The organism is Nocardioides sp. NBC_00368 (assembly GCF_036090055.1).
In the GTDB taxonomy this organism is placed as follows: domain Bacteria; phylum Actinomycetota; class Actinomycetes; order Propionibacteriales; family Nocardioidaceae; genus Nocardioides.
The window spans coordinates 5587840-5609897 of record NZ_CP107970.1 but is presented as its reverse complement, the minus strand read 5'-3'; the positions used below and the strand labels follow the sequence as shown (position 1 = coordinate 5609897).

At 69.9% G+C, this 22058-nt stretch carries 22 protein-coding genes; 10 read left to right on the top strand and 12 right to left on the bottom strand.

The window, feature by feature from the left end:
- Positions 1–5: 5 nt before the first annotated feature.
- Together benB and benA are read right to left on the bottom strand one after the other, a co-directional pair.
- Positions 6–533 carry a benzoate 1,2-dioxygenase small subunit gene (benB, locus tag OG984_RS26845; RefSeq protein ID WP_328529145.1) on the bottom strand — a complete coding sequence of 176 codons (528 nt, stop codon included), beginning with the start codon at positions 531–533 and terminating at the stop codon, positions 6–8.
- A gap of 2 nt (positions 534–535) precedes the next feature.
- Complete coding sequence (gene benA / locus OG984_RS26840; RefSeq protein ID WP_328529144.1) at positions 536–1903, bottom strand: benzoate 1,2-dioxygenase large subunit; 1368 nt, start codon at positions 1901–1903, stop codon at positions 536–538.
- Between the two features lie 192 nt (positions 1904–2095).
- Between benA and OG984_RS26835 the strand changes: the two genes are divergently transcribed.
- The 6 genes from OG984_RS26835 to OG984_RS26810 all read left to right on the top strand — a co-directional run bounded on the left by OG984_RS26835 (position 2096) and on the right by OG984_RS26810 (position 7219).
- Entirely contained in the window at positions 2096–3007 is a 912-nt protein-coding gene (locus OG984_RS26835; protein WP_328529143.1) for a LysR substrate-binding domain-containing protein, read from the top strand.
- Positions 3004–4107 carry a mandelate racemase/muconate lactonizing enzyme family protein gene (locus OG984_RS26830; RefSeq protein ID WP_328529142.1) on the top strand — a complete coding sequence of 368 codons (1104 nt, stop codon included), beginning with the start codon at positions 3004–3006 and terminating at the stop codon, positions 4105–4107. The genes OG984_RS26835 and OG984_RS26830 overlap by 4 nt, the downstream gene beginning before the upstream one ends.
- 38 nt (positions 4108–4145) lie before the next feature.
- Positions 4146–5021 (top strand): catechol 1,2-dioxygenase, encoded by an 876-nt coding sequence (gene catA / locus OG984_RS26825; protein ID WP_328529141.1) that lies wholly within the window; start codon positions 4146–4148, stop codon positions 5019–5021.
- Positions 5021–5299: a muconolactone Delta-isomerase gene (gene catC, locus OG984_RS26820; RefSeq protein ID WP_008361945.1), complete on the top strand. Its 279-nt coding sequence runs from the start codon at positions 5021–5023 to the stop codon at positions 5297–5299. The genes catA and catC overlap by 1 nt, the downstream gene beginning before the upstream one ends.
- 49 nt (positions 5300–5348) lie before the next feature.
- Positions 5349–6056: a dienelactone hydrolase family protein gene (locus tag OG984_RS26815; RefSeq protein WP_328529140.1), complete on the top strand. Its 708-nt coding sequence runs from the start codon at positions 5349–5351 to the stop codon at positions 6054–6056.
- 122 nt (positions 6057–6178) lie between these two features.
- A complete protein-coding gene (locus OG984_RS26810; RefSeq protein ID WP_328529139.1) occupies positions 6179–7219 on the top strand; it encodes an isopenicillin N synthase family dioxygenase in 1041 nt (346 codons plus the stop codon).
- Here OG984_RS26810 and OG984_RS26805 read toward each other — a convergent pair.
- From OG984_RS26805 to OG984_RS26780, 6 genes are read right to left on the bottom strand one after another with little or no spacing between them, the layout of a single operon-like run.
- Complete coding sequence (locus OG984_RS26805) at positions 7203–9281, bottom strand: MMPL family transporter (RefSeq protein WP_328529138.1); 2079 nt, start codon at positions 9279–9281, stop codon at positions 7203–7205. The two genes, OG984_RS26810 and OG984_RS26805, sit on opposite strands and share 17 nt — an antisense overlap.
- A gap of 46 nt (positions 9282–9327) precedes the next feature.
- Positions 9328–10332, bottom strand: a complete 1005-nt coding sequence (locus OG984_RS26800; RefSeq protein WP_328529137.1) for an SDR family NAD(P)-dependent oxidoreductase — start codon at positions 10330–10332, stop codon at positions 9328–9330.
- Positions 10329–11669 (bottom strand): cryptochrome/photolyase family protein, encoded by a 1341-nt coding sequence (locus tag OG984_RS26795; protein WP_328529136.1) that lies wholly within the window; start codon positions 11667–11669, stop codon positions 10329–10331. The genes OG984_RS26800 and OG984_RS26795 overlap by 4 nt, the downstream gene beginning before the upstream one ends.
- On the bottom strand, positions 11666–12934 hold the full coding sequence (locus OG984_RS26790) for a cyclopropane-fatty-acyl-phospholipid synthase family protein (protein WP_328529135.1): 1269 nt from the start codon (positions 12932–12934) through the stop codon (positions 11666–11668). Before OG984_RS26790 ends, OG984_RS26795 begins: the two co-directional genes overlap by 4 nt.
- Positions 12931–13686, bottom strand: a complete 756-nt coding sequence (locus OG984_RS26785; RefSeq protein WP_328529134.1) for a DUF1365 domain-containing protein — start codon at positions 13684–13686, stop codon at positions 12931–12933. Before OG984_RS26785 ends, OG984_RS26790 begins: the two co-directional genes overlap by 4 nt.
- Positions 13683–14954, bottom strand: coding sequence for an NAD(P)/FAD-dependent oxidoreductase (locus tag OG984_RS26780; protein WP_328529133.1), 1272 nt, complete (start codon positions 14952–14954; stop codon positions 13683–13685). The genes OG984_RS26785 and OG984_RS26780 overlap by 4 nt, the downstream gene beginning before the upstream one ends.
- A gap of 103 nt (positions 14955–15057) precedes the next feature.
- Here OG984_RS26780 and OG984_RS26775 point away from each other — a divergent pair, with 103 nt between their 5' ends.
- The gene (locus OG984_RS26775) at positions 15058–15495 is read left to right on the top strand and encodes an SRPBCC family protein (RefSeq protein WP_328529132.1); all 438 of its coding nucleotides are present in this window, start codon (positions 15058–15060) and stop codon (positions 15493–15495) included.
- Between the two features lie 8 nt (positions 15496–15503).
- The gene (locus OG984_RS26770; protein WP_328529131.1) at positions 15504–16403 is read left to right on the top strand and encodes a MerR family transcriptional regulator; all 900 of its coding nucleotides are present in this window, start codon (positions 15504–15506) and stop codon (positions 16401–16403) included.
- Between the two features lie 30 nt (positions 16404–16433).
- Here OG984_RS26770 and OG984_RS26765 read toward each other — a convergent pair whose 3' ends face one another.
- Positions 16434–17609 carry a dipeptidase gene (locus OG984_RS26765; RefSeq protein WP_328529130.1) on the bottom strand — a complete coding sequence of 392 codons (1176 nt, stop codon included), beginning with the start codon at positions 17607–17609 and terminating at the stop codon, positions 16434–16436.
- A gap of 136 nt (positions 17610–17745) precedes the next feature.
- On the opposite strand from OG984_RS26765, the gene OG984_RS26760 reads away from it, so the two are divergent.
- Entirely contained in the window at positions 17746–18789 is a 1044-nt protein-coding gene (locus tag OG984_RS26760) for an Lrp/AsnC family transcriptional regulator (RefSeq protein ID WP_328529129.1), read from the top strand.
- Positions 18790–18796: 7 nt separating this feature from the next.
- On the opposite strand, the gene OG984_RS26755 is transcribed toward OG984_RS26760, so the two are convergent.
- Positions 18797–19243 carry a MarR family winged helix-turn-helix transcriptional regulator gene (locus OG984_RS26755; RefSeq protein ID WP_328529128.1) on the bottom strand — a complete coding sequence of 149 codons (447 nt, stop codon included), beginning with the start codon at positions 19241–19243 and terminating at the stop codon, positions 18797–18799.
- Positions 19244–19297: 54 nt separating this feature from the next.
- Between OG984_RS26755 and OG984_RS26750 the strand changes: the two genes are divergently transcribed.
- Positions 19298–19882 (top strand): hypothetical protein, encoded by a 585-nt coding sequence (locus OG984_RS26750; RefSeq protein ID WP_328529127.1) that lies wholly within the window; start codon positions 19298–19300, stop codon positions 19880–19882.
- A gap of 14 nt (positions 19883–19896) precedes the next feature.
- Here the strand turns inward: OG984_RS26750 and OG984_RS26745 are convergent, their stop codons facing one another.
- Positions 19897–20667 (bottom strand): enoyl-CoA hydratase/isomerase family protein, encoded by a 771-nt coding sequence (locus tag OG984_RS26745; RefSeq protein ID WP_328529126.1) that lies wholly within the window; start codon positions 20665–20667, stop codon positions 19897–19899.
- Entirely contained in the window at positions 20664–22055 is a 1392-nt protein-coding gene (locus OG984_RS26740) for a wax ester/triacylglycerol synthase family O-acyltransferase (protein ID WP_328529125.1), read from the bottom strand. The genes OG984_RS26745 and OG984_RS26740 overlap by 4 nt, the downstream gene beginning before the upstream one ends.
- Between the last annotated feature and the right edge of the window lie 3 nt (positions 22056–22058).

The window sequence follows — 22058 nt, the reverse complement described above, 5'->3', positions numbered from 1 at the left end:
GCGCCTCAGACGTGGTAGATGTCGACGACGTGGTGGATGTAGTCGTTCTTCAGCACCACGGTCTTGCGGCGGATCAACGGCTGCTCTCCGGAGAAGTCGATGGTGTAGAACGACGTGCCGTAGTAGGGGTCGACGGTCTTGTAGCGGAAGTACATGGTGTGCCAGTTGAAGCGCACGTCGACCAGGTCGCCGCGGCGCTCGATGACCTCGACGTTGCTGATGCTGTGGGACGTACGCGGCTCCGGCAGCGAGGTCGCCGAGGACCGCTCCGTACGGATCCGGAAGACGCGGTCCTCCAGACCACCCTTGTTGGGGTAGTAGATGAGGGACATCTCGGTCTGCGGGTCCTCGGTGAGGAGGTCGGCGTCGTCCCAGCAGGGCATCCAGTAGACGACGTCGTCGGCGTAGCACTCGAGCCACTTCTCGAACTCGCGGTCGTCGAGGAAGCGCGCCTCGCGGTAGAGGAACTGCTCGATCGAGTTCTGGGTGATCAGCTTCGCCCCGGTCGCGATGTTCTGCTGCGTGATCGTCATCGTCACTCACCCTTCTCGTTCGCGATGGCCGTACGCATCTGCTCGGCCCACTGGGCGTGCATGACCGGGTACAGGCCCTCGTCCTCGTTCTTCGCACCGGCCGAGATGACGCCCGGCATCTCCAGCGCCTCGGCGACCTCGTCGGGCCCGGTGAGCCAGTGTTCGGCACCGCGGCTCATGTCGTTCCACGGCGCTGCGGAGGCCTGGTACGTCACGTAGCAGGAGCGGAACTCCTCCAGGTCGTCGGGCGTGGCCATGCCGGAGGCGTTGAAGAAGTCCTCGTACTGCCGGATCCGCCAGGCGCGCGACTCGGGGCTCTCGCCCTTCGGGGCGATGCAGTAGATGGTGACCTCGGTCTTGTCGACCGAGATCGGCCGGAAGTGCCGGATCTGGGTCGAGAACTGGTCCATCAGATACACGTTCGGGTAGAGCAGCAGGTTGCGGGAACCCTTGACCATGAACTCGCCCTTGGCGTCGCCGAACTTCTCCTTGAGCGTGTCCATCTGGTCCCACAGCGGCCGGTCGGCCGGGTTGGCCGCCCAGGTCCACAGGCACAGGTGGCCGTTCGGGTAGGACCAGTAGCCACCCCCGGCCTTGCCCCAGCTGCCGGCGTCGACGGTCTTGGTGGTGTTCTTCGACTCACCGGTGTTGCGGCGCGAGGTGGTGGCGGCGTAGTTCCAGTGCGTCGCGGTGACGTGGTAGCCGTCGGCGCCGTTCTCCGCCTGCACCTTCCAGTTGCCGTCGTAGGTGTAGGTCGAGGCACCGCGCAGCACCTCGAGCCCGTCGGGCGACTGGTCGACGAGCATGTCGATGACCTTGACGGTGTCGCCGAGGTGCTCGTCCAGCGGGAGCACGTCCTCGTTGAGCGAGCCGAACAGGAAGCCCCGATAGCTGTCGAAGCGCGCCACGTGGGTGAGGTTGTGGGAGCCCTCGGTGTTGAAGCTCTCCGGGTAGCCGGCGTCGTCGGGGTCCTTGACCTTGAGCAAGGTGCCGTCGTTGCGGAACGTCCAGCCGTGGAACGGGCAGGTCAGCGTCATCCGGTTGTCGGTCTTGCGCCGGCACAGCATCGCGCCGCGGTGGGCGCAGGCGTTGATCATGCAGTGCAGCTCGCCGTCCTTGTCGCGGGTGATCACGACCGGCTGCCGACCGATGTAGGTGGTGAGGTAGTCGCCGGGGTTCGGCACCTGACTCTCGTGGGCGAGGTAGATCCAGTTGCCCTCGAAGATGTGCTTCATCTCCAGCTCGAAGATCTCCTCGTCGGTGAAGATCCGGCGGTTGGCGCGGTAGATCCCGGCCTCGCGGTCCTCGACCACGGCGTCCGCCAGGACGTTCTCGATGTGGCCCAGGCTCTCGGTGAGCGGTGCGGTCATGTGATGCCTCCAACGGGTGACGGTCACCACACCTTCGCAAGGAGTGGCGGCCGTCACACCAGGCGAATGCCCAGTTCCGACCTAGGCATCCATTGATCATTCAGATCAATCAATAGGCGTCTGTTTCGTCCTTGTTGTTTATCTATCGCGGGCCTAGTGTGGCGGTCGTCACCACCTCGTGAGGAGCGCTTCATGGAGCTACGCCACCTGCGGTACTTCGCCGCGGTCGCCGAGACCTGTCACTTCGGACAGGCCGCGGCACAGCTGCACATCGCCCAGCCGGCGCTCTCCCAGGCGATCCGCCAGCTCGAGTCCGAGCTCGACGTCACCCTGTTCACCCGGACGACCCGCCAGGTCTCCCTCACCCCCGCCGGCGAGTTCCTGCGCACCGAGGCCGCGCGGGTCCTGGCCGCCGTCGACGACAGCGTCCGAGGCGTACGCCGCATCGGGGCCGGCCGCCACGGCCTGGTGCGCCTGGGCCTGACCGGCACCGCGTCGTTCTCGCACCTGCCCGGCATCGCCCGGGTGGTCAAGCGCGAGCTGCCCGGGGTGGCGCTCGAGATCCACGCCGACCTGCTCACGCCGGCCCAGTGCGAGCGGCTGCAGAGCGGGGCGCTCGACCTCGGCGTACTGCGGCCGCCGGCCGTCGGCGAGGGGCTGACCCTGCGCACCCTCGAGGTCGAGCCCCTCGCCCTCGCCATCCCCCTCGACCACCGGCTCGCCGTCGAGCCGGTCGTGGCGCTCGCCGACCTGCGCACCGAGCCGTTCATCGCCTACAGCGCCCGCGACTCCGCGGTCAACGAAGCCGTCCTGCGCAGCTGCCGCGAGGCCGGGTTCGTGCCGCGCCGCGAGCACGAGGCGCCGAGCACCGCGGTCCTGCTGGCGCTGGTCGCCGCGGGCCTCGGCGTCGCGGTCGTCCCGGCCTCGGTCCGTGCCCTCCCGCTGGAGGGCGTGGTCTTCCGAGACCTGCTCGACGCGGGCAGCGTCGAGCTCTCCCTCGCCTACCGCACCGACGACGACAACCCCGTCGTCGACGCCGTCATCGAGATCCTCGAGGCAGCCGACCTGTTCACCGCACCCCGTCTGGAAGCTCCCCGGTCATGAAGATCACCAAGGTCGAGGCGATCCCGTTCGCCATCCCCTACCGCAAACCGCTGCGCTTCGCCTCCGGCGAGGTCCACACCGCCCAGCACGTGCTGGTCCGGGTCCACACCGACGACGGTGTCGTGGGCGTCGCCGAGGCGCCGCCGCGGCCGTTCACCTACGGCGAGACCCAGGCCGGGATCATCGCCGTGATCGACCAGCTCTTCGCCCCGCAGCTCGCCGGGCTCACCCTGCTCGAGCGGGAGACCGCCCGCGCGCTGATGGAGCGCACCGTCGGCAACCCCACCGCAAAGGCCGCAGTCGACATGGCCATGTGGGACGCCCTCGGCAAGACCCTCGACCTGCGGGTCGTCGACCTCCTCGGCGCCTTCACCGACCGGATGCGCGTCTCGCACATGCTCGGCTTCGACTCGCCCGAGGCGATGGTCGCCGAGGCGGAGCGGATGCGGGAGACGTACGGGATCTCGACGTTCAAGGTGAAGGTCGGCCGCTCCCCCATCGAGCTCGACACCGCCGTCGTCCGTGCCCTGCGGGAACGGTTCGGCGCCGAGATCGAGCTGTACGTCGACGGCAACCGCGGCTGGACCGCGGCCGAGTCCGCCCGCGCGATGAAGCAGATGGCCGACCTGGACCTGCTCTTCGCCGAGGAGCTCAACCCGGCCGACGACGTGCTCGGGCGGCGCTGGCTGGTCAGCCAGGTCGACGTGCCGTTCATCGCCGACGAGTCGGTGCCGACGGCGGCCGACGTGACCCGCGAGGTGCTCGGTGGCTCCGCCACCGCCATCAGCATCAAGACCGCGCGCACCGGCTTCACCGGGTCGCAGCAGGTGCTCCATCTGGCCGAGGGTCTCGGGCTGGAGGTCGTGATGGGCAACCAGATCGACGGCCAGCTCGGCAGCGCCTGCTCGATCGCCTTCGGCGCGGCCCACCGGCTCACCTCCCGCCGGGCCGGTGAGCTCTCCAACTTCCTCGACATGGCCGATGACCTGCTCACCGAGCCGCTCGAGATCCGCGACGGCGAGCTCGCCGTACGTCCTGGTGCCGGCCTCGGGGTCGAGATCGATCCGGAGAAGCTGGATCGCTACCGCACCGACAACTGAACACCGGACCCCACACCGCAACACGAGAGGACACACTCATGACCACCGACCAGACCCTCGAGTCCGCCGAGGCAGCCACCGCGGCCGCCTCGGGCGCCTCCGCCACCGAGCGGTTCGCCGCCGACAAGTCGCCCTTCGACGCCGTCAAGGACACCCCGCCCGAGCGCGTCGACCGGCTCGCCAAGCGCGTGCTCAACGCCGTCTACGACACGATCCGCGAGGAGAAGGTCAGCTACGACGAGTACAACGCGCTCAAGGCGTGGCTGATCCAGGTCGGCAAGGACGGCGAGTGGCCGCTCTTCCTCGACGTCTGGGTCGAGCACGAGATCGAGAAGGTCGCCACCGAGCACCGCGAGGGCAACAAGGGCACCATCGAGGGCCCCTACTACGTCCCCGAGGCCCCGGAGCAGGGTGCCAACGGCACCATCCCGATGCGCGAGGGCGAGTCCGGCACCCCGCTGACCTGGACCGGCACGATCACCTCGACCGACGGCACCCCGCTCGACGGCGCCAAGGTCGAGCTCTGGCACGCCGACGCCGACGGCTTCTACTCCCAGTTCGCCCCCGGCATCCCGGAGTGGAACCTGCGCGGCAGCTTCACCGTCGGTGCCGACGGCGCCTTCGAGATCCACACGATCCAGCCAGCGCCCTACCAGATCCCGACCGACGGCTCCTGCGGCAAGCTCATCGCTGCCGCCGGCTGGCACGCCTGGCGTCCGGCCCACCTGCACGTCAAGGTGTCGGCCCCGGGCCACGAGCTCCTCACCGCCCAGCTCTACTTCCCCGGTGACGAGCACAACGACGACGACATCGCCTCGGCGGTCAAGCCCGAGCTCGTGCTCGCGCCCGTCGCCAACGAGGACGGCTCCGTCAACGTCGACTACGGCTTCGTCCTCGACCCGGTTCGCGGCTGATGCTCTATCACGTACGCATGGACGTCCGGATCCCGCACGACCTGGATCCGGACGTCCGCGACGACACGATCGCCCGCGAGAAGGCCTACGCCCAGGAGCTCCAGCGCGCCGGGAAGTGGCCGCACCTGTGGCGCATCGCCGGGGAGTACGCGAACTTCTCGGTCTTCGACGTCGAGTCCCACGACGAGCTCCACCAGATCCTCTCCGGCCTGCCGCTGTTCCCCTACATGGACGTGCAGGTCACCCCGCTGGCGAAACACCCCTCCAAGGTGGACTGATCGCACCTCGGGCGCTCGACCTGCAAGGATGAGCGCCCGAGGTGATGAGATGTCGATGATCGACTATGCGGCTCCCGCGGGGCCGACCCGTGGCCATCTGTCGGTGCCCGACGGCGACGGCCCCTGGCCCGGCGTGGTCGTCGTGCAGGACCTCATGGGCGTGGCGTCGGACGTTCAGCGGATCGGCGACCGGATCGCCGCCAACGGCTACCTGGCGCTGACCCCGTCGCTCTACCATCGCGGCCCGAAGGTCGGATGCGTCGTCAGCACGATGAAGTCGCTGGTGACCGGCAAGGGCACCGCGGTCGACGACCTGATCGCCGCCCGCGACCACCTCGCCGCCGACCCCCGCTGCACCGGCAAGGTCGGCATCGTCGGCTTCTGCATGGGCGGCGGCTTCACGCTCCTGCTGGCTCCCCGGGGCATCTTCGACGCGGCGGCACCGAACTACGGGGTGCTGCCGAGGGACCTGTCCGAGCTGAGCTCCTCATGCCCGATGGTCGCGAGCTTCGGCGCCAAGGACCGCATGCTGCCCGGCGCCGTGCACAAGGTCGAGGCGGCGCTCGCCGCGGGCGACGTGCCCCGCGACCTGAAGGAGTACCCGGACGTCGGCCACAGCTTCATGAACGAATGGGGCTTCCCCCGCCCGGTCCCCACCCTGGAACGGGTGGTCGGCTACAACTACTCCGAGCCCGAGGCGGAGGATGCCTGGCGACGCATCTTCGCGTTCTTCGACGAGCACCTCGGTCCGAAATAGCACCGAAACCTCGGCGCACTACTGTGGTGGAGCCCGAGTTCAACGGACAGCAAGGCCTCCAGGCCGGGAAAGCGGACACCTCCGGGCACGACCAACCGTCTGCGCCTGCTAGGAGAGCATCTGTGAGCACTTTCCACGTCCCTGCCGTCGACATCGCTGCGTACGTCCAGGGCGGGACGCCCGAGGAGTTGGCGGCCGTGGCCGCCGCGATCGACACCGCCTGCCGTGAGATCGGCTTCATCCAGATCCTCGGCCACGGCGTCGCGCCTTCTACGGCCGAGGGTCTCGCCTCGGCGATGGACGACTTCTTCGCCCTGCCGACGGCGGAGAAGAGCCGGTGGCGCCGCCCGGCTGCCGAGAACCGTGGCTACACCCCGCCGAAGTCGGAGACGCTCGCCCTCAGCGCCGGCGTGCAGTCCGAGACCCGGATGAAGGACTTCTTCGAGGCGTTCAACGTCGGCTCGTCGATCTCCGACCACCCCGAGGACGAGCTCGTCGAGGCGCACTACGCGGAGAACACCTGGCCGGCGGTCCCGGGCTTCCAGGCGCGGGTCGACGCCTGGCGAGCCGAGGCCGCCCGGGTCGCGCGCACCATGGTCACGATCTTCGAGGACGCGCTCGACCTTCAGCGCGGCGCGATCGCAAGCCTGGCGGCTCATCCGATCGAGGTCCTGCGGATGAACAACTACGCCCTGCCCGAGGGCACCCGCGTCGAGGTCGACGAGGACATGATCGGGATGGGCGAGCACACCGACTACGGGATCGTCACGATCCTGTGGGCCGACCGGGTCAAGGGGCTGCAGGTCCTGCACGGTGGCGAGTGGCACGACGTCAGCCCGGCCGACGGGGCGCTGCTGATCAACCTCGGCGACCTCACCACCCGGCTGACCAACGAGCAGTGGCTCTCGACCCTGCACCGGGTCAAGCCGCCGATCGTCGGTGGCACCATCCGGCGACGCCGGTCGGCTGCGTACTTCTTCGACGGCGACGCCGAGGCGGTGATCGGTCCACTGCCGGGGTTCGTCGACGACGAGCACCCGCGCCTCTACCGTGACGTCACGGTCGACGAGCACATCGCCGCCAAGCTCGCGGGCTCGCGCGCCGGCGTGCTCAACGCCACCGCCGCGCGCGAGGCCGCGAGGGTCCTCACCGCGGGTCGTTGACCGGCGGCTCGACCTTCTTGGTGTGCCGGCGAGCGACCGCCGCCGGCCACCAGATCCTGTCGCCGACCAGCGCGAAGACCGCGGGCACGACCACGGTGCGGACGAGGAAGGTGTCCAGCAGGATGCCCAGACCCACGATCAGGCCCACCTGAGTCAGCGTGATCAGCGGCAGCACGCCCAGCACCGCGAACACCGAGGCCAGCACGATGCCGGCGCTGGTGATGACGCCACCGGTCAGCCCGACCGCCATGACCATCGCATCGACGGTGTCGTGCTCGGCGGTCTCCTCCTTCGCACGCAGGACGAGGAACACCGTGTAGTCGACGCCGAGCGCCACCAGGAACAGGAAGGCGTAGATCGGTGTGCTGACGTCGAGCGCGGGGAACCCGAAGACATGCGTGCTCATCCACGCACCCAGGCCGAGGGCGGAGAAGGTGGCGATCACGCTGATGGTGACGAGCACCAGGGGAGTCACGATCGACCGCAGCACCGCGAAGAGCACCAGCAGCACCACCAGCAGGATCATCGGCACGACGACCTTCAGATCACGCTCGGCACCGTTCCGGCTGTCCAGGTCCTTGGCCACGCTGCCGCCGACGAGAGCACCGGTCCCGGCCAGCTCGCTGCGCATCGTCTCGATCGTCTCGATGCTCTCCGGTGTGGCTGGTGCGTCATCAAGCGTCGCGGTGATCTTCACCAGGTCGCCGCTCTCGCCCGACGGGCGCGCGCTGTCGACGCCGTCCATCTGGTTGACCTGCGCGAGCACGGCGTCGGCCTCGTCGGCTCCGACCACGATCGTCACCGGGTCGGAGGCGCCGGGCGGGAAGTGCTTCGAGAGGGTCTCCAGACCGTCGACGGACTCGGCCTCGACACGGAACTGGTCGGTCTGCGAGAGCCCGACCTTGACGCCCAGGAGCCCGGAGGCGAGGACCCCGAGGATCACCGCGGCCACCGCCAGCACTGCTGCCGGGCGGCTCACCACGGTGCGGGCGATCCGGAACCAGACACCGTCGCGGGTCTTCTCGTCGTCGCCGTTGCGGGGTACGAACGGCCAGAAGAGGCCACGACCGAACAACGACAGCGCGGCAGGCAGTGCGAAGAGCGCGAAGAGCAGGGCGACCAGCAGACCGATCGCAGCCGAGACCCCCAGGGACCGGGTGTTGGGCGCGACGCTGAACACGAGCACCAGCAGCGCGAGCACGACGGTGAGGTTGCTGGCCACGATCGCCTCGCCCGAACCACGGACCGCCGCGGCGAGGGCCTCGCGGTGGTGCGCGTGCCGACGGAGCTCCTCGCGGTAGCGCGAGACCAGCAGCAGCGCATAGTTCGTGCCGGCGCCGAAGACGAGCACGCTGGTGATACCCGAGGTCGAGCCGTCGAGCCCGCTGCCCGTCCAGTCGGCGACGATCTGGGTGACCACCGACGCGGTGCGGTCGGCCACCGCGACCACGATCAGGGGTACGAGCCACAGCACCGGCGAGCGATAGGTCAGGATCAGCAGGAGGGCGACGACACCGGCCGTGACGAGAAGCAGGCGCAGGTCGGCCCCCTCGAACGCCGAGGAGATGTCGGCGGCGAAGGCGGCACCGCCGGTGAGCTCGACCACGAGGCCGTCGGGCCGGTCCTCGGCGACCGTGTCCCGAAGCTCGCCGACGAGCTCGGTGAGCTCGAGCCCGGTGACGTCGGCGTCGACGTCGATGGCGACGATCAGCGCGTCGCCGTCCGTCGCCGGGATCGGCGGGGAGACCTCGTTCCGGGCGATCTCGGCCCAGCGCTGCGACACCTCGGCGACCCAGGCCCGGTCCTCTGCGGTGAGCCCGCCCGTACGCTCGACCACGGCCACCGCGGGCAGCACGTCGCCTCCCGGAAAGCTCTGCTGGAGCTCCGCGACACGGGCCGACTCGGCGTCCGCCGGCAGCGGGTCGGGGGCCGAGGTGGTGGACCCCAGCGAGGAACCCAGGGCCATCACGACGCCGGTCAGGACGACCGTGATCACCAGGACCACCCAGGCTGAGGCCTTGCTCGTGGTGATGTGGGCGAGACGTGCCAGCGCGGACCGCATGGTCAGGCCTTTCGGTAGAGATGAGGATTCGTCGAGTGACATCGGGCTAGGGCCTCTCCAGGCCGGCGGCGGCTGCCGCCCATCTCCACAGCTTCTCGGTCTCGCCGTCACCGGGATGCGTCGACGCCCGATAGCTCGTGGGACGCTGCCGGCGATCGTGCCAGAAGGCGCCCGACGGCGGAGCAGGATCCGTGGCGGCGAGCCACACCGACGTGTCCGCGCCCGCCTCGGGCGTACGCAGCAGCAGCCGGGTCGACGTACGGAAGGCGGGGAGCGATCGGGCCAGGCCCGGCGTGTCCGCCCAGCCGGGATGCATGACCGAGGTGGAGATCCGGTCCGGGGACCATCGCCGGTCCAGGATCGGCGCCAGCTCCACCTGCATGCGCTTGGACCGCGCGTACGCCACGGCACCTTGGTAGGTGCCGTGCTCGAACTCGGGGTCGCCCACGGGAAGCGGCTGGGTGTACATCCCACCGGAGGCGACGAAGACCACCCTGGCGCCGCGCTCCGAACGGCGCAGCGCGGGCAGCAGGCGCTCGGTCAGCCGGATAGGCCCGAGCACGTGGGTGGCGACGGACAGCTCGTGGCCGTCGACCGACTCCGTCCGCTCGGGCGGCATCACCCCCGCGTTGTGCACCAGCACGTCGAGGGCGGTGCTGCCGTCCTCACGCGCACAGAAGTCGTCGGCGAACGCGTCGATCATCGCCGGGTCGGAGACGTCGCAGTGCTCCACCCGGAGATCGGGGACCAGCCCCTCGCGGCGCAGCAGCCGCTCGATCCGCGCGACCGCGGGCGCCGCGCGCTCGGGCGAGCGCACGAGGACGTGCACGCGCGCGCCGAGACGGGCCAGCCCCAGCACGGTCGCCTCGCCGAGCCCGCCGGCACCGCCGGTGACGATGGCGGTCCGTCCCGTCAGCGCTCCCCGGCGCGGGTCCCCCTCGGCCCAGCCGCGGCGACGGATCGCGAAGCCGAGACGGGAGTAGCCGAGCACGACCGTACGGTCGAGCACACGGTCGATGCCGTGGTCCGGTGACCCAGATGCCTGACTCATGTGCCTACATCCTTCACCTCTGCCAGCCGGGAGAGCGCTTCGCGCCGCTCCTCGGCATGGTCGACGATGCGTTCCGGATAGCCGTTGGCCATTCCATCGGAGTGGCGCCAGGGTTCATGGGCCGCCGCGCCGGGAAGGTGCCGAAGCTCGGGGACCCAGCGTCGGACGTAGTCGCCCTGCGGGTCGAACCGACGACCCTGGGTGACCGGGTTGAAGACCCTGAAGTACGGCGCGGCGTCTGTCCCGGTGCCGGCGACCCACTGCCAACCGTGGCTGTTGGAGGCCAGGTCGCCGTCGCGGAGGTGGTCCATGAAGTGCCGGGCCCCGAGCGGCCACCACATGTGCAGATCCTTCGCCAGGAAGCTCGCGACGACCATCCGCACCCGGTTGTGCATCCAGCCCTCCGCGAGCAGCTGGCGCATGCCGGCGTCGACGAACGGATAGCCGGTGGTGCCCGACTTCCATGCCTCCAGCAGCGCCTCGTCCTCGTCGTAGCGCATGCCACGCAGGTCGTCGCGCAGGTCACGCCAGGCCGATCGGGGATCGTGCCAGAGCACGTCGGCGTAGAACTCGCGCCAGGCGAGCTCCGCGACGTAGCGCTCGACGTCCTCTCCGGAGGCACCGTGCGCGAGCTCACCCAGATCCGCCAGGAGCGTACGCGGGTGGATCTCGCCGAACTTCAGTGCCGTCGAGATGCGGCTGGTCCGATCGAGGTCGGGTCGGTCCCGGGCCTCGGCGTAGCCGGCCAGGTCCTCCTCACAGAAGTCCTCCCAGCGCTGGAGCGCAGCGCGCTCGCCGGCCTCCTCGTCGGGATGCTCCGGCAGCGGGTCCGATCCGACCTCGGTCGTCCACTCGACCTGGGGATCCCCCGCAGGCGCTCTCCAGCCGTGCTCACGCCAGGCCCGCAGGAAGGGGGTGAAGACGCGGTAGGGCGCTCCGGACGTGTTCAGGATCCGGCCCGGCGTCACGGCGTAGGAGCTGCCGGTGCCGATCATCTCGATGCCGTCGGCCGCCAGGCGCTTCTCCACCGCCGCGTCGCGGCGCCGGCCGTAGGGGGTCGTCTCGGTCGAGACGTGCACCTGGCTCGCCCCGGCCTCCGCCGCAACCTGCGGCACCACCTCGGCCGGGTCGCCGTGACGGATGACCAGCGCGTCACCCGTCTCCTCGCGCAGCGCGGCGAGCGAGGCGAGGAGTCGTTCCCACCGTGGCCCGGTGCCGGCCAGGCGCGGGTCGAGCACGAACAGCGGTACCACCCGCCCGGCGGCTGCCGCCGCCTGCAGTGCCGGATGGTCCCCCAGCCGCAGGTCTCGTCGGAACCACATCAGCGACGTCGTCATGTGCGCTTCCCCTCGGCGGCTTCCAGACGGATCTGGGCGACGTCGATGCACGCGGTGCGGAAGCCCGCCTCGCAGTACGCCAGGTAGAACTCCCAGGTGCGACGGAACTCCTCGTCGAAGGTGTCCGACCGGATCGTCGGCCACGCGGCGAGGAAGGCGGAGCGCCAGCGGCGCAGGGTCTCGGCGTAGTCGGCTCCGAACCTGTCGGTGCGGGTCACGCTCAGCCCGACCTCGGCGGCCTGTTCGGAGATGACGGTCTCGGACGGGATCAGCCCGCCGGGGAAGATGTGCTTCTGGATCCAGCCGTAGGAGTGGCGGGTCGCCAGGTAGCGCTGGTGCGGCATCACGATCGCCTGGAGGGCGACGGCTCCGCCGGGACGCACCAGACGCGACAGGGCGGCGAAGTAGTCGGGCCAGTAGCGCTCACCGACCGCCTCGATCATCTCCACGCTGACCACGGCGTCGAAGGTGCCGACGACGTGCCGGTAGTCCTGCACCAGCACCTCGACGCGGTCGCTGAGACCGGCCTCCTCGATCCGCTCCCTGGCCAGCGCCGCCTGCTCGACCGACAGCGTGACGGTGGTGACCCGAGCGCCGCGACGGGCCGCCTCGATCGCGAGGGTCCCCCATCCCGTGCCGATCTCCAGCACGTCGTCACCGGCACCGACTCCCGCCAGGTCGAGGGCGGCGCCGACCTTGCGCAGCTGCGCCTCCTCCAGGTCCTGCTCGGCGAGCGGACGGGTGCGGTCGAACAGGGCCGAGCTGTAGCTGAGGCTGGGGTCGAGGAAGGCTGCGAACATGTCGTTGCCCAGGTCGTAATGGGCGGAGATGTTCTCCTGGGAGTCCTCGACCGCGCCGCGCTGGTCGGCGGGTATGGGCTGGTCGACCAGGCGGCGCAGCCGCAGCATCCAGCCCGGGACCAGCCTCGAGAGGCGTTCGGCGTACGGAGTCAGCGCGTCGGCGAGATCGGTGCCGTCCGCGGTGTGCCAGTCCCCCGCCGTGTAGGCCTCGCCGAGGCCGATCTTCGGGTTCGCCGCGAGCCGGCCGTACAGCGACTCCGGACGCCGCAGCACGATGCCCGGCCTTCCCGCGGTGGGCGAGCCGGCACGACGGTTGAGCAGGCTGCCGTCGGGGAGCACGACGTCGACCGGAACCTCCCGGGTCGCCAGGCGCAGGATCTGCTTGGCGATGCCTGCTCGCAGGCTCTTGGTGGCGGCCGGTGCCCTGTGCGCGGGCAGGTCGAGCGTCACAGGCTCTGCGGTCATGATGTGGTCTCCTTCGGAGGGGCCGGACGAGGGAAGACGGGCAACCTGCGCAGCCACAGCCGGATCCCGTGGAACCGGATGAGGGCGCTGACCCGATGCGGCATCAGCAGATGGGAGAGACTCACCCGCACCAGCGCGCGACGTGTCGCGGGCTCCGGAGTCCCGCGGGTGGTCGCCGTCAGCACACGAGCACCGTCGCGGTCGAGACCGACGGTCACCGCGACCTGTCCCGGGTCGAGCTGCAGCTGGATCACGTAGGTGCCGGTCACGTCGTTGAACGGCGAGACGTAGAAGGCCTTGCCGGTGCTGGCACGTCCGTGTCGATCGACGTCGAGCAGATAGGCATGGCGCTCGCCGTAGGTGTTGTGCACCTCGAAGACGACCGCGCGCAGCACACCGTCGTCCGACTGCACCCAGAAGACCGTGAGGGGGTTGAAGACATGACCCAGGACCCGGGCGTTCGTCAGCATCAGCACCCGATCGGTCGGCGCCAGGTCGACGCCGCGGCAGGCGAGGAACACACCGAGATCGCCACGTACGCCACGGCCCGACGAGCCCGCGTCGAGATGGTCCTCGACCCGGAACCCGGCCAGCGGACGCAGCCAGAACGGGAGCCGCGGCGGATCATCGACGTCGATGAGCCAGTGGTAGCTCCGATGGCGGAAGGCGTGCCGCAACGGCACCTCTCGGGTGTGGCTGACATGACCGACGACCAGCGCCGGCACCTCGGGAAAGACCGGTGACGGGATCACCAGGTCACCCCGAACGACTCGGCCGCCTCCACGCCGGAGCGACAGCCGTCCTCGTGGAAGCCCCAGCCGAGATGGGCGCCGGCGAAGGCCAGCCGGGGCCCACCGGCCGTACGCAGCCGCGCGGCCGCCGCGACCGCCTCGGTGGTGAAGACCGGGTGCTCGTAGGTCATCCGCGCGGTGACCGTCGCCGGATCGACATGCTCGGTCGCGTTGAGCGTCACCACGTGCTCGTCGCGGTCCTCGAGACCCTGAAGGCGATTCATCCAATAGCTGACGACCACCTTGTCGGCGCCGCCGCCGCACGAGGCCAGGCGGTAGTTCCACGACGCCCGGGCGCGTGGCGAGTCCGGCAGCAGGGTGGCGTCGCGGTGCAACCAGGTCTCGTTGCGTGAGTATCTGATGGCGGCCAGGTCCGTCTTCTCCTCCGGCGTGGCGTCGACCAGCAGCCTCAGGGCCTGGTCCGCGTGGGTCGCCACGACCACCCGGTCGAAGTGCCGGGACCCGGCCTCGGTGCGTACCTCCACACCATCGGCATGCCGCTCGACAGCGGTGACCGGCTCACCGACACGGACGTCGCCCAGCCGTTCGGCGATCCTGTCCACGTAGGTGCGAGAGCCACCAACGACCGTGCGCCACGTGGGCGACCCGGTGACCTGGAGCATCCCGTGATGGTCGAGGAAGGCGAACAGGTGCCTCGCCGGGTAGGCGGCCGCGTCCTCGTCGCCGCACGACCAGACGCACGAGACCAGCGGCACCGCGAAGTGCTGGACGAAGTAGTCACTGAAGCCGCCCTCGGCGAGGAACTGGCGCCAGGTCAGGTCGCTCCCGGACTCGAGCAGGCGGCGGGCACGGCGGTGGAACCGCGGCACCTGCGCCAGCATCCGGACGAAGCGTGGGTCACGGAGGCGACCCGGGTCGGCCAGGATGCCGCTCAGTCCCTTGCCGCCGGCGTAGGACAGGCCGCAGTCGTCGCAGACGATGCTCATGCTCATCTCGGTCGGCCGGGTCTCGACGCCGAGCTCCGCGAACAGGCGGAGCAGGTTCGGATAGGTGCGCTCGTTCATCACGATGAAGCCACTGTCCACGCGGAGGCGGGCACCCGAGGCGGACGAGACGTCGTGCGTGTGCGCGTGGCCGCCGAGCCGCCGCTCCGACTCGAAGAGGGTGACGTCATGGGTGCGCGCGAGGAGATGGGCCGCGGTCAGACCGGAGACCCCGCCCCCGATCACGGCGACGCTCGGCCGCTGGGTCTTGGCCGTTCGGCTCATGGGTACTCCCTCGTCAGGCGACAGCACTGCCACTGGCTGATTCCGGTGATCGAATGTACAATCTTTGTACAAGGTATGTCAAAGGTTTGAAAGGGGCGCAATGATGAGAATCGATCGAACCGTGGAGACCTCCGCACCGACCACCCAGGTGTTCGCCTTCCTGGCCGACTTCACCACCACCGAGGAGTGGGATCCGGGCACGGTGCGCACCGAACGCATCTCCGGCGACGGCGGGGTCGGGACGGCGTACGCGAACACCTCTCGATTCCTCGGGCGCGACACCGACCTCACCTATGTGGTGGAGGCGTACGAGCCCGACGCCCGGGTCGCGCTACGCGGGGAGAACAAGACCGTCGTCGCCCATGACACGATGACCTTCGTACCGACAGCCACGGGCGGAACATCTGTACGCTACGTGGCCGAGTTCGAGCTGAAAGGCATGGCCAGGATGGTGGCCCCACTGCTGACCCCCGCCTTCACCCGCCTGGGTGACAAGGCATCCGACCAGCTGCGCGCAACCCTGGACCGACTGGGCCGGTAGCCGAGCAGATGTACACCATCAAGCACGCAGCGCAGCGGGTCGGCATCACCACCGCGACACTTCGTGCCTGGGAGCGCCGATACGGCGTCATCGAGCCACATCGGTCCGAGAGTGGCTATCGACTCTACGGCGAGCACGATGTCGCCGTGCTGCGCTCGATGAAGCATCTGGTCGACCAGGGCTGGTCGGTGGGCCTGGCCGCCGCCGAGGCGATCCGGCTCGACCGCGCGCAACCCACCCACGCCACGCCCGCGGACGCCGGAGACAGCGAGAGCCGCACCCACCTCTCCCCCGACCTCGCCGGGAGGATGGCCGCCGCCGCGGCGGCGCTCGACACCGCCGACCTGGCGGCGACCCTCGACGAGGTGTTCGCCCTCGGCGGCTTCGAGACGGTGATGGCCGACCACGTCTTCCCCGCGCTGGAGGAGCTCGGTGACGCCTGGGCGGACGGCAGGGTCAGCATCGCCGGTGAGCATCTGGCCTCGAACGCGGTGATGCGCCGCCTCGCCGTCGCCTACGAGGCGGCTGCCTCCCATGGTCACGGACCCCGCGTCGCCCTCGGTACGGCACCCGGAACCCGCCACGAGATCGGCCTGCTCGCCTTCGCCGTCGCCGCCCGGCGGCACGGCTTGGACACCGACTACCTGGGGGCCGACCTCCCGATCGACGACTGGCTGGGCGTCGTCTCCGATTCCGCCCTCGCCGCGGTGGTGCTGGCGATCCCCACCACCGCCGACATCACCGCCACCGCCGCGGTGATCACCGCGCTGCGTGACCACCGCTCCGATCTCGTCGTTGCCGTCGGCGGCGCGCAGCAGAGCCATGCTCCCGAACCCGCCGTCCGCCTCGGCCACGACATCGCCGCCGGCGCGAAGGCACTGGCCACGATGATCGCGCAGCAGCGCTGACCGACCGGAACACCGCCGCCGCGGACCGACCTACTCGGGCAGGGTGGCCCCGAGCACGCGCAGCGTGTTGCCGCCCATGATCGCGGCCACCTCGGTCTCGTCGTAGCCCCGGTCGACGAGCTCTTGGGTGATGGCCGCGAGGTCGCTGGCGTCCCAGCCGACGGTGGTGGCCCCGTCGTAGTCGCTGCCGAGGGCCGCGGTCTCGACGCCACCGACCTCGACGACATGGTCGATGGCGTCGACGACGGCCTCGACGGTCAGGTCGCACACCGCGGCGTCCCAGTAGCCGACGCCGACGACACCACCGGTCGCGGCGACCCCGCGCACCTCCTCGTCGGTCAGGTTACGGTTGACGTCGCAGGTCGCCTGTACGCCGCCGTGGCTGAGCACCACCGGCTTGGTCGCCATCGCAAGCATCTCGGCGACCGCGGTGTGGCTGGCGTGGGCGATGTCGACGATGATGCCGCGACGCTCCATCTCGGCGAACACACGGCGCCCGAGATCGGTGAGGCCGCCCTTCTCGACCCCGTGCATGGAGCCGGCCACCTCGTTGTCGAAGAAGTGGGTGAACCCGGCCATCCGCATGCCGGCGTCGTAGAGCGTGTCCAGGTTGTCGAAGTCCCCCTCGAGGTTCTGGAGGCCCTCGACCGAGAAGAGCGCACCGGTGACCTGCTTTCCCGCCTCGCGGTCGGCGATGAGGGCGTCCAGGTCGGCGCGGGTGCGGATCAGCCGCAGCTTGCCCTCGGAGTCCGCCGCCGCCCTGTCGAGCTTCTGGGCGTGGTAGAGCGAGCGGTCGAGGAGCGAGGTCCAGGTGCGCGGCGGCTGGAGCTGGGCGAAGGTCAGCAGGGTGATGTTGTCGCTGTCGCCGGTGTTGCTGTCGTAGTTCTGCCCCTTGGGCGACTTCGACACCGACGAGAAAACCTGCAGCGCGACATTGCCGTCCTCCATCCGGTGCAGGTCCATGTGGCCCCGGTCCGAGTGCTCCAGCACGTCGCGGTCCCACATCAGGGTGTCGCTGTGCATGTCGATGACCTGCAGGGAGTCGTGCAGCCGCCGCGTCTCGGGCGTGACCTCCGGCAGGCTCGCCGGACGGATCTTGTTCTGCCCGTTCTCCACGATCCCGGGCGCCAAGGCGAAGAAGCCGGCACCACCGACGAGGAGCACGGCGAGTACGGCCAGCAGCAGGGGCTTCGTCCAGCGGGTCATCTATCGAGGTCCTCTCGGGGGCGGGCTCGGAGAGACCGAGCACATGGGCGGGGACGAGTATCACGGGAGCTGCGCCGGCGGCCGGTGAATTGGCCCGATTCGCCCGCCCGAGGGGCCGATCGGACAGGATGTGACCATGGCGACACTGGATGAGGACGACTTTTCGCTCATCCACGCGCTGCAGATCAGGCCGCGGGCCTCCTGGACGGACCTCGCCGCCGCACTCGGCACCTCGCCGACGACCCTGAGCCGCCGCTGGGAGAGGTTGCGTGCCGACGGCAGCGCCTGGGTCATGGCCCATCCGCGCGTCCGCGGCCACGACGGAGCCAGCCTCGCCATCGCCGAGATCTCCTGCGTGAGCGGAAGGGCCGGCACGCTCGCCCAGGAGCTGGCCGCCTGGCCGATGATCATCACCATCGAGGAAGCCGCCCGCGACTACGGTCTGATCGTGACGGCCGTCGGCCTCGGCCCCGGGGACATGCCCAAGCTGCTGCTCGACGACCTGTCCGCGCTGCCGGGCGTCCTGGGCGTCCGTGCCCATCACGTCGCCCGGCTCCACCTCGACGCGAGCAGCTGGCGGGTCGGCGGACTCGACCGTGAGCACGCCCGGGCAGTCGCTGGGATCCCCGACCACGCCGGCGGCGCCGGGTCCGCTCCGGTCAACCCCTGGGCCGAGCCGTACGCCGCCCTCACCCAGGCCCTCATCCGGAACGGCCGCAGCAGCGCCGCCGACATCGCCCGCCAGACCGGCCGACCATTGTCGACCACCCGCCGCCAGCTCGGCCAACTGCTCGCCTCCGACGCCCTCACCTTCCGTTGCGAGGTCGCCCAGGGCCTGACCCCGCTGCCGATCGTCGTGCAGACCTGGTGCCAGGTGCCGGTCGGCGCGGTCGCGGAGTGCGTCAACCGGCTACGGACCACCCCGGGCGTACGCCAGGTCGTCGGCCTGCCCGGACCGACGAACCTGCTGATCGGCACCTGGACGCGCTCGGTCGAGAGCGCGATGCTCCTCCACGAGCACCTCCAGCGCGACCTCGCCCTCACGGTGGTCGAGTCGGCGATCGCCCTGCGCCAGATCAAGCGCCTCGGCTGGAAGCTCGACGAGCTCGGCCGGTCCACCGGCACGCTGATCCCCTACCCGCCCGATCCCACCGGTGCCTTCGTGCCCGACGCCGGCTGAGCGCTTCTCAGTCACCGGACTCCAGTCGCTCGGTCTCGAGGCGGAGCGCGTCGATCACTCCCGCGACCCAGCGCCCGATGGCGGCGAGCTCGTCCTGGTCGAAGCCTTCGTTCATCTGCTCGATCCGCCGGGCGAGCCCGGCCGCCGTCGGACGCGAGGTCTGCTGGAAGTGCGCGGTGGTGTGGATCCGGAACGACCGGCGGTCGCGGGTGCTGCGCTCGCGACGTACGTAGTCCGCATCGACCAGCTTGTCGATGATCTTGGTGACCGCCGCATTGCTCAGACCGGTGGCGGCCGAGAGCTCGCCCGGGGTGATGCCGCCGGGATGGCGGGCGACGAGATCGAGCATCTTGTGCTCGCTGTTGCTGACCCCCAGCCGGCGGGCGATGGCCTCGTGGAACATCACCACGCGGAGGCTGAGCTCAGCGCCGAGCCGGTCGCCGTCCTCCGACATGTGAACCCCTCAAATTTGTTTCACCAAAGTGAAATAACAGGCTAGCCTGCTTCCATGCAGATCGAGCTCTCGCCACCCCGGACATCCGCTGGTTCCCTCACCTTCGCCGGTGCCCTGCTCCGGTGCTATCTCGCCGCCCTGGTCGTGGGGGCTCCGCTGGCCGCGCTGCTGCTGACCCCGGGGCTCATGCGCAGCCGGGTCGCCCTGGTGCCCGGGATCACCTCGTTCGGCATCGCGGCGTTCCTGGCCCTGTCCTTCTTCCTGATCGCGGTCTCGCCACGGCTCTCGGCGCGGGTCGCACCCGGCGTCGGCTGGCGCCCCGGACTCGTCCGCAAGGTGGGCCCCGCACTGCGCCGCGAACTGCCCCGTCAGTGGTGGGGGCGTGCCGGCGAGGCCCTGCTGATCTTCGTCGCGTCCCAGCTGGCCGGCGGTTTCATCGCCTGGATGATGCCCTACATCTGGGCCGACCCGGCATCGCCCGAGGACCACGTGGTCTGGGTGCTCCACTACCCCAACTACGCGACCCAGGCGATCTCGATGTACCTCGTCATCTGCCTGGCAGCCGCCTGGTTCGGCACCCGGTTGCGGCAGCTGGCCCTCGGGATCGAGTTCGTGGACAACGGCCGGCCTGTGTCCTAGCCGGCGTAGCCGGCTCAGCGACCGAGCATCGCGCGGAGCCGTCCCACCTGAGCGGTGCGCTCGGCCAGGCGCTGCTCGTCGAGGCTACGGCCGGGCGCGGCCGCCAGCAGCTCATGCGTACGCCGCACCGCGGTCGCGTCGTGAGCCACGAGCGACGCGACCAGCTCGGTGAGGGTCGAGTCCAGCTCGACCGCCGGCACCACGCTCTGCGCCAGCCCGATCCGTTCGGCCTCGTGCGCACCCACCTTGCGCGCGGTGGCGCAGATCTCCAGGGCTCGCGAGAAGCCCACGGCCTCGACCAGCGGCTTGGTGCCGGCCAGATCGGGGACCAGCCCCAGCGCCGGCTCCTTCATGCAGACCCAGGCGTCCTCGGCCATGATCCGCAGATCGCACGCCAGCGCCATCTGGAAACCGGCCCCGATCGCGTACCCGTCGACGACTGCGATCGAGATGAACCTCGGGTCGGCCAGCGCCACGAACGGCCGCTGGTAGTCGCCGATCAGATCGACGACCTCCTGGTCGCTACGCGCCAGCGTCGCGACCAGACTGCCCTCCACCTCGCCCTGCCCCGGGTCGACCAGCGACAGGTCCAGCCCTGCCGAGAACGTGCCACCCGCCCCACGCACCACGACGACCCGGACCTCGTCCGGGAGCGACTCGAGGAACGACGCGATCGCCGCCCACATCGCCGGATGCTGTGCGTTGCGTACCTCAGGACGATCCAGCAGCACGGTCGCGACAGCGCCGTCGATGCTCAGCTCGACACCCGGCTCGTTCGTGTTCATGGCTTCACCGATCCATCCGCTCCTCGTGTCACGCTCGGCTCGACGCCACGGAGCTCGTCGAGGGCCGATGCTAGCCCTTCGGTGATCAAGTCCACGTCGACGACCTGTTCGCTGGCTGCCGCGACGCCGAACGTCATCTTTCCGTCGTAGCCGATGCAGGTCATGTTGAAGGGGCTGTTGTGCATCGGGATCGAGATCGGGATCATCGCGTCCAGCCGGGCACCGTTGAGGTAGAGCAGCTCGGGTGGTCCCGGCACGTTGGAGACGACCACGCCGAACGCGGGCAGGGTCTTGCCGCGCATCCCCATCGCCATCGTGGCGATCATCGGGCCGTTGGCGACGACGGTCTGCAACGCGAGGGCCTCGGGACCGAGCGTGGCCACCTGGGCCTTGCTGGAGTCGTTCGACGCCTTGACCCGGGAAAGCCGCTCGCGGGCGTCGGCGATGTCGGTGCCGAGGTCGACGGTCAGGAAGGCGAATGAGGAGCCTGGACGTTCATCACCTTCGGCTCGAATGTTGAACGGGGCACCCGCAGTGAGCGATCGAGCAGGCACGTCTCCGTGGGCGAGGAGGTAGGTGCGCAGGGCACTGCCGCACATGTAGAGCACCAGATCGCTGACGCCGACGCCGTGCGCCCGCGCGACTACCTTGAGCTCGTTGAGCTCGAAGGACCGATAGGAGACGCTGCGGCCACGAGAAACGGGACCGGACCACACGGTCTTGGGCACGCCGTACGGCGCTGCGAGCGGCTGGCCGTCGAACTCCTTGCGGAACAGCTGCGACACGTTTCGGGACAACTCAGCCACCGCGACGGACCTGCGACGGACGCGCTCCTTCAGGGTCGGCACATCGCGCGTCGCGGTGAGCGCGTCCGGGCCGACCGAGAAGATCGCTGGGCGGGCGAGGTCGGTCGGGTCGGTCGTGAGCCAGCGCAACATTCGCCGCATCCCGGTGACGCCGTCGAGGATCGAGTGGTGGAGCTTCATGAAGATGCCGAACCGGCTGCCTGAGACCCCGTCGATCAGGTGCATCTCCCAGGACGGGTGCCTGGGGTCGAGACCCTCGCCGTGTATCTCGGAGACGAGTGCCAGCAGGTCCTGATCGTCGGCGCCGTCGGGAAGCGTGTGCAACCGGACATGATGGTCGAAGTCGATCTCTTCGACCCGGCGTTGAAGGGGAACCCATCGGGCGCTGGGGAAGGCAGGCGCCTGGTCGTAAGGCGCGACCACGCTCTGACCGCGCATCTGCTCGCGCAGTGCGGGCACGAAGTCGGGGGCGGCGCCGGACGGCTTCGTGAACAGCATGAGGTTGGCGATGTGCCAGGGCATGTCGTCGCGTTCGACCATCATGAACGCGGCATCGAGGGGCGAGACGTACTTGATCTTCATGTG

Excerpts from the sequence above, each read along its gene's own strand:
- OG984_RS26815 (WP_328529140.1), top strand. The coding sequence starts at position 5,349 with ATGTCGATGATCGACTATGCGGCTCCCGCGGGGCCGACCCGTGGCCAT.
- OG984_RS26745 (WP_328529126.1), bottom strand. The coding sequence starts at position 20,667 with ATGAACACGAACGAGCCGGGTGTCGAGCTGAGCATCGACGGCGCTGTC.
- OG984_RS26805 (WP_328529138.1), bottom strand. The coding sequence starts at position 9,281 with ATGCGGTCCGCGCTGGCACGTCTCGCCCACATCACCACGAGCAAGGCC.
- benB (WP_328529145.1), bottom strand. The coding sequence starts at position 533 with ATGACGATCACGCAGCAGAACATCGCGACCGGGGCGAAGCTGATCACC.
- OG984_RS26760 (WP_328529129.1), top strand. The coding sequence starts at position 17,746 with ATGGCGACACTGGATGAGGACGACTTTTCGCTCATCCACGCGCTGCAG.
- OG984_RS26780 (WP_328529133.1), bottom strand. The coding sequence starts at position 14,954 with ATGAGCCGAACGGCCAAGACCCAGCGGCCGAGCGTCGCCGTGATCGGG.
- OG984_RS26770 (WP_328529131.1), top strand. The coding sequence starts at position 15,504 with ATGTACACCATCAAGCACGCAGCGCAGCGGGTCGGCATCACCACCGCG.
- catA (WP_328529141.1), top strand. The coding sequence starts at position 4,146 with ATGACCACCGACCAGACCCTCGAGTCCGCCGAGGCAGCCACCGCGGCC.
- OG984_RS26775 (WP_328529132.1), top strand. The coding sequence starts at position 15,058 with ATGAGAATCGATCGAACCGTGGAGACCTCCGCACCGACCACCCAGGTG.
- OG984_RS26830 (WP_328529142.1), top strand. The coding sequence starts at position 3,004 with ATGAAGATCACCAAGGTCGAGGCGATCCCGTTCGCCATCCCCTACCGC.
- OG984_RS26765 (WP_328529130.1), bottom strand. The coding sequence starts at position 17,609 with ATGACCCGCTGGACGAAGCCCCTGCTGCTGGCCGTACTCGCCGTGCTC.
- benA (WP_328529144.1), bottom strand. The coding sequence starts at position 1,903 with ATGACCGCACCGCTCACCGAGAGCCTGGGCCACATCGAGAACGTCCTG.
- OG984_RS26740 (WP_328529125.1), bottom strand. The coding sequence starts at position 22,055 with ATGAAGATCAAGTACGTCTCGCCCCTCGATGCCGCGTTCATGATGGTC.
- OG984_RS26755 (WP_328529128.1), bottom strand. The coding sequence starts at position 19,243 with ATGTCGGAGGACGGCGACCGGCTCGGCGCTGAGCTCAGCCTCCGCGTG.
- OG984_RS26835 (WP_328529143.1), top strand. The coding sequence starts at position 2,096 with ATGGAGCTACGCCACCTGCGGTACTTCGCCGCGGTCGCCGAGACCTGT.
- OG984_RS26790 (WP_328529135.1), bottom strand. The coding sequence starts at position 12,934 with ATGACCGCAGAGCCTGTGACGCTCGACCTGCCCGCGCACAGGGCACCG.
- OG984_RS26795 (WP_328529136.1), bottom strand. The coding sequence starts at position 11,669 with ATGACGACGTCGCTGATGTGGTTCCGACGAGACCTGCGGCTGGGGGAC.
- OG984_RS26800 (WP_328529137.1), bottom strand. The coding sequence starts at position 10,332 with ATGAGTCAGGCATCTGGGTCACCGGACCACGGCATCGACCGTGTGCTC.
- OG984_RS26750 (WP_328529127.1), top strand. The coding sequence starts at position 19,298 with ATGCAGATCGAGCTCTCGCCACCCCGGACATCCGCTGGTTCCCTCACC.
- catC (WP_008361945.1), top strand. The coding sequence starts at position 5,021 with ATGCTCTATCACGTACGCATGGACGTCCGGATCCCGCACGACCTGGAT.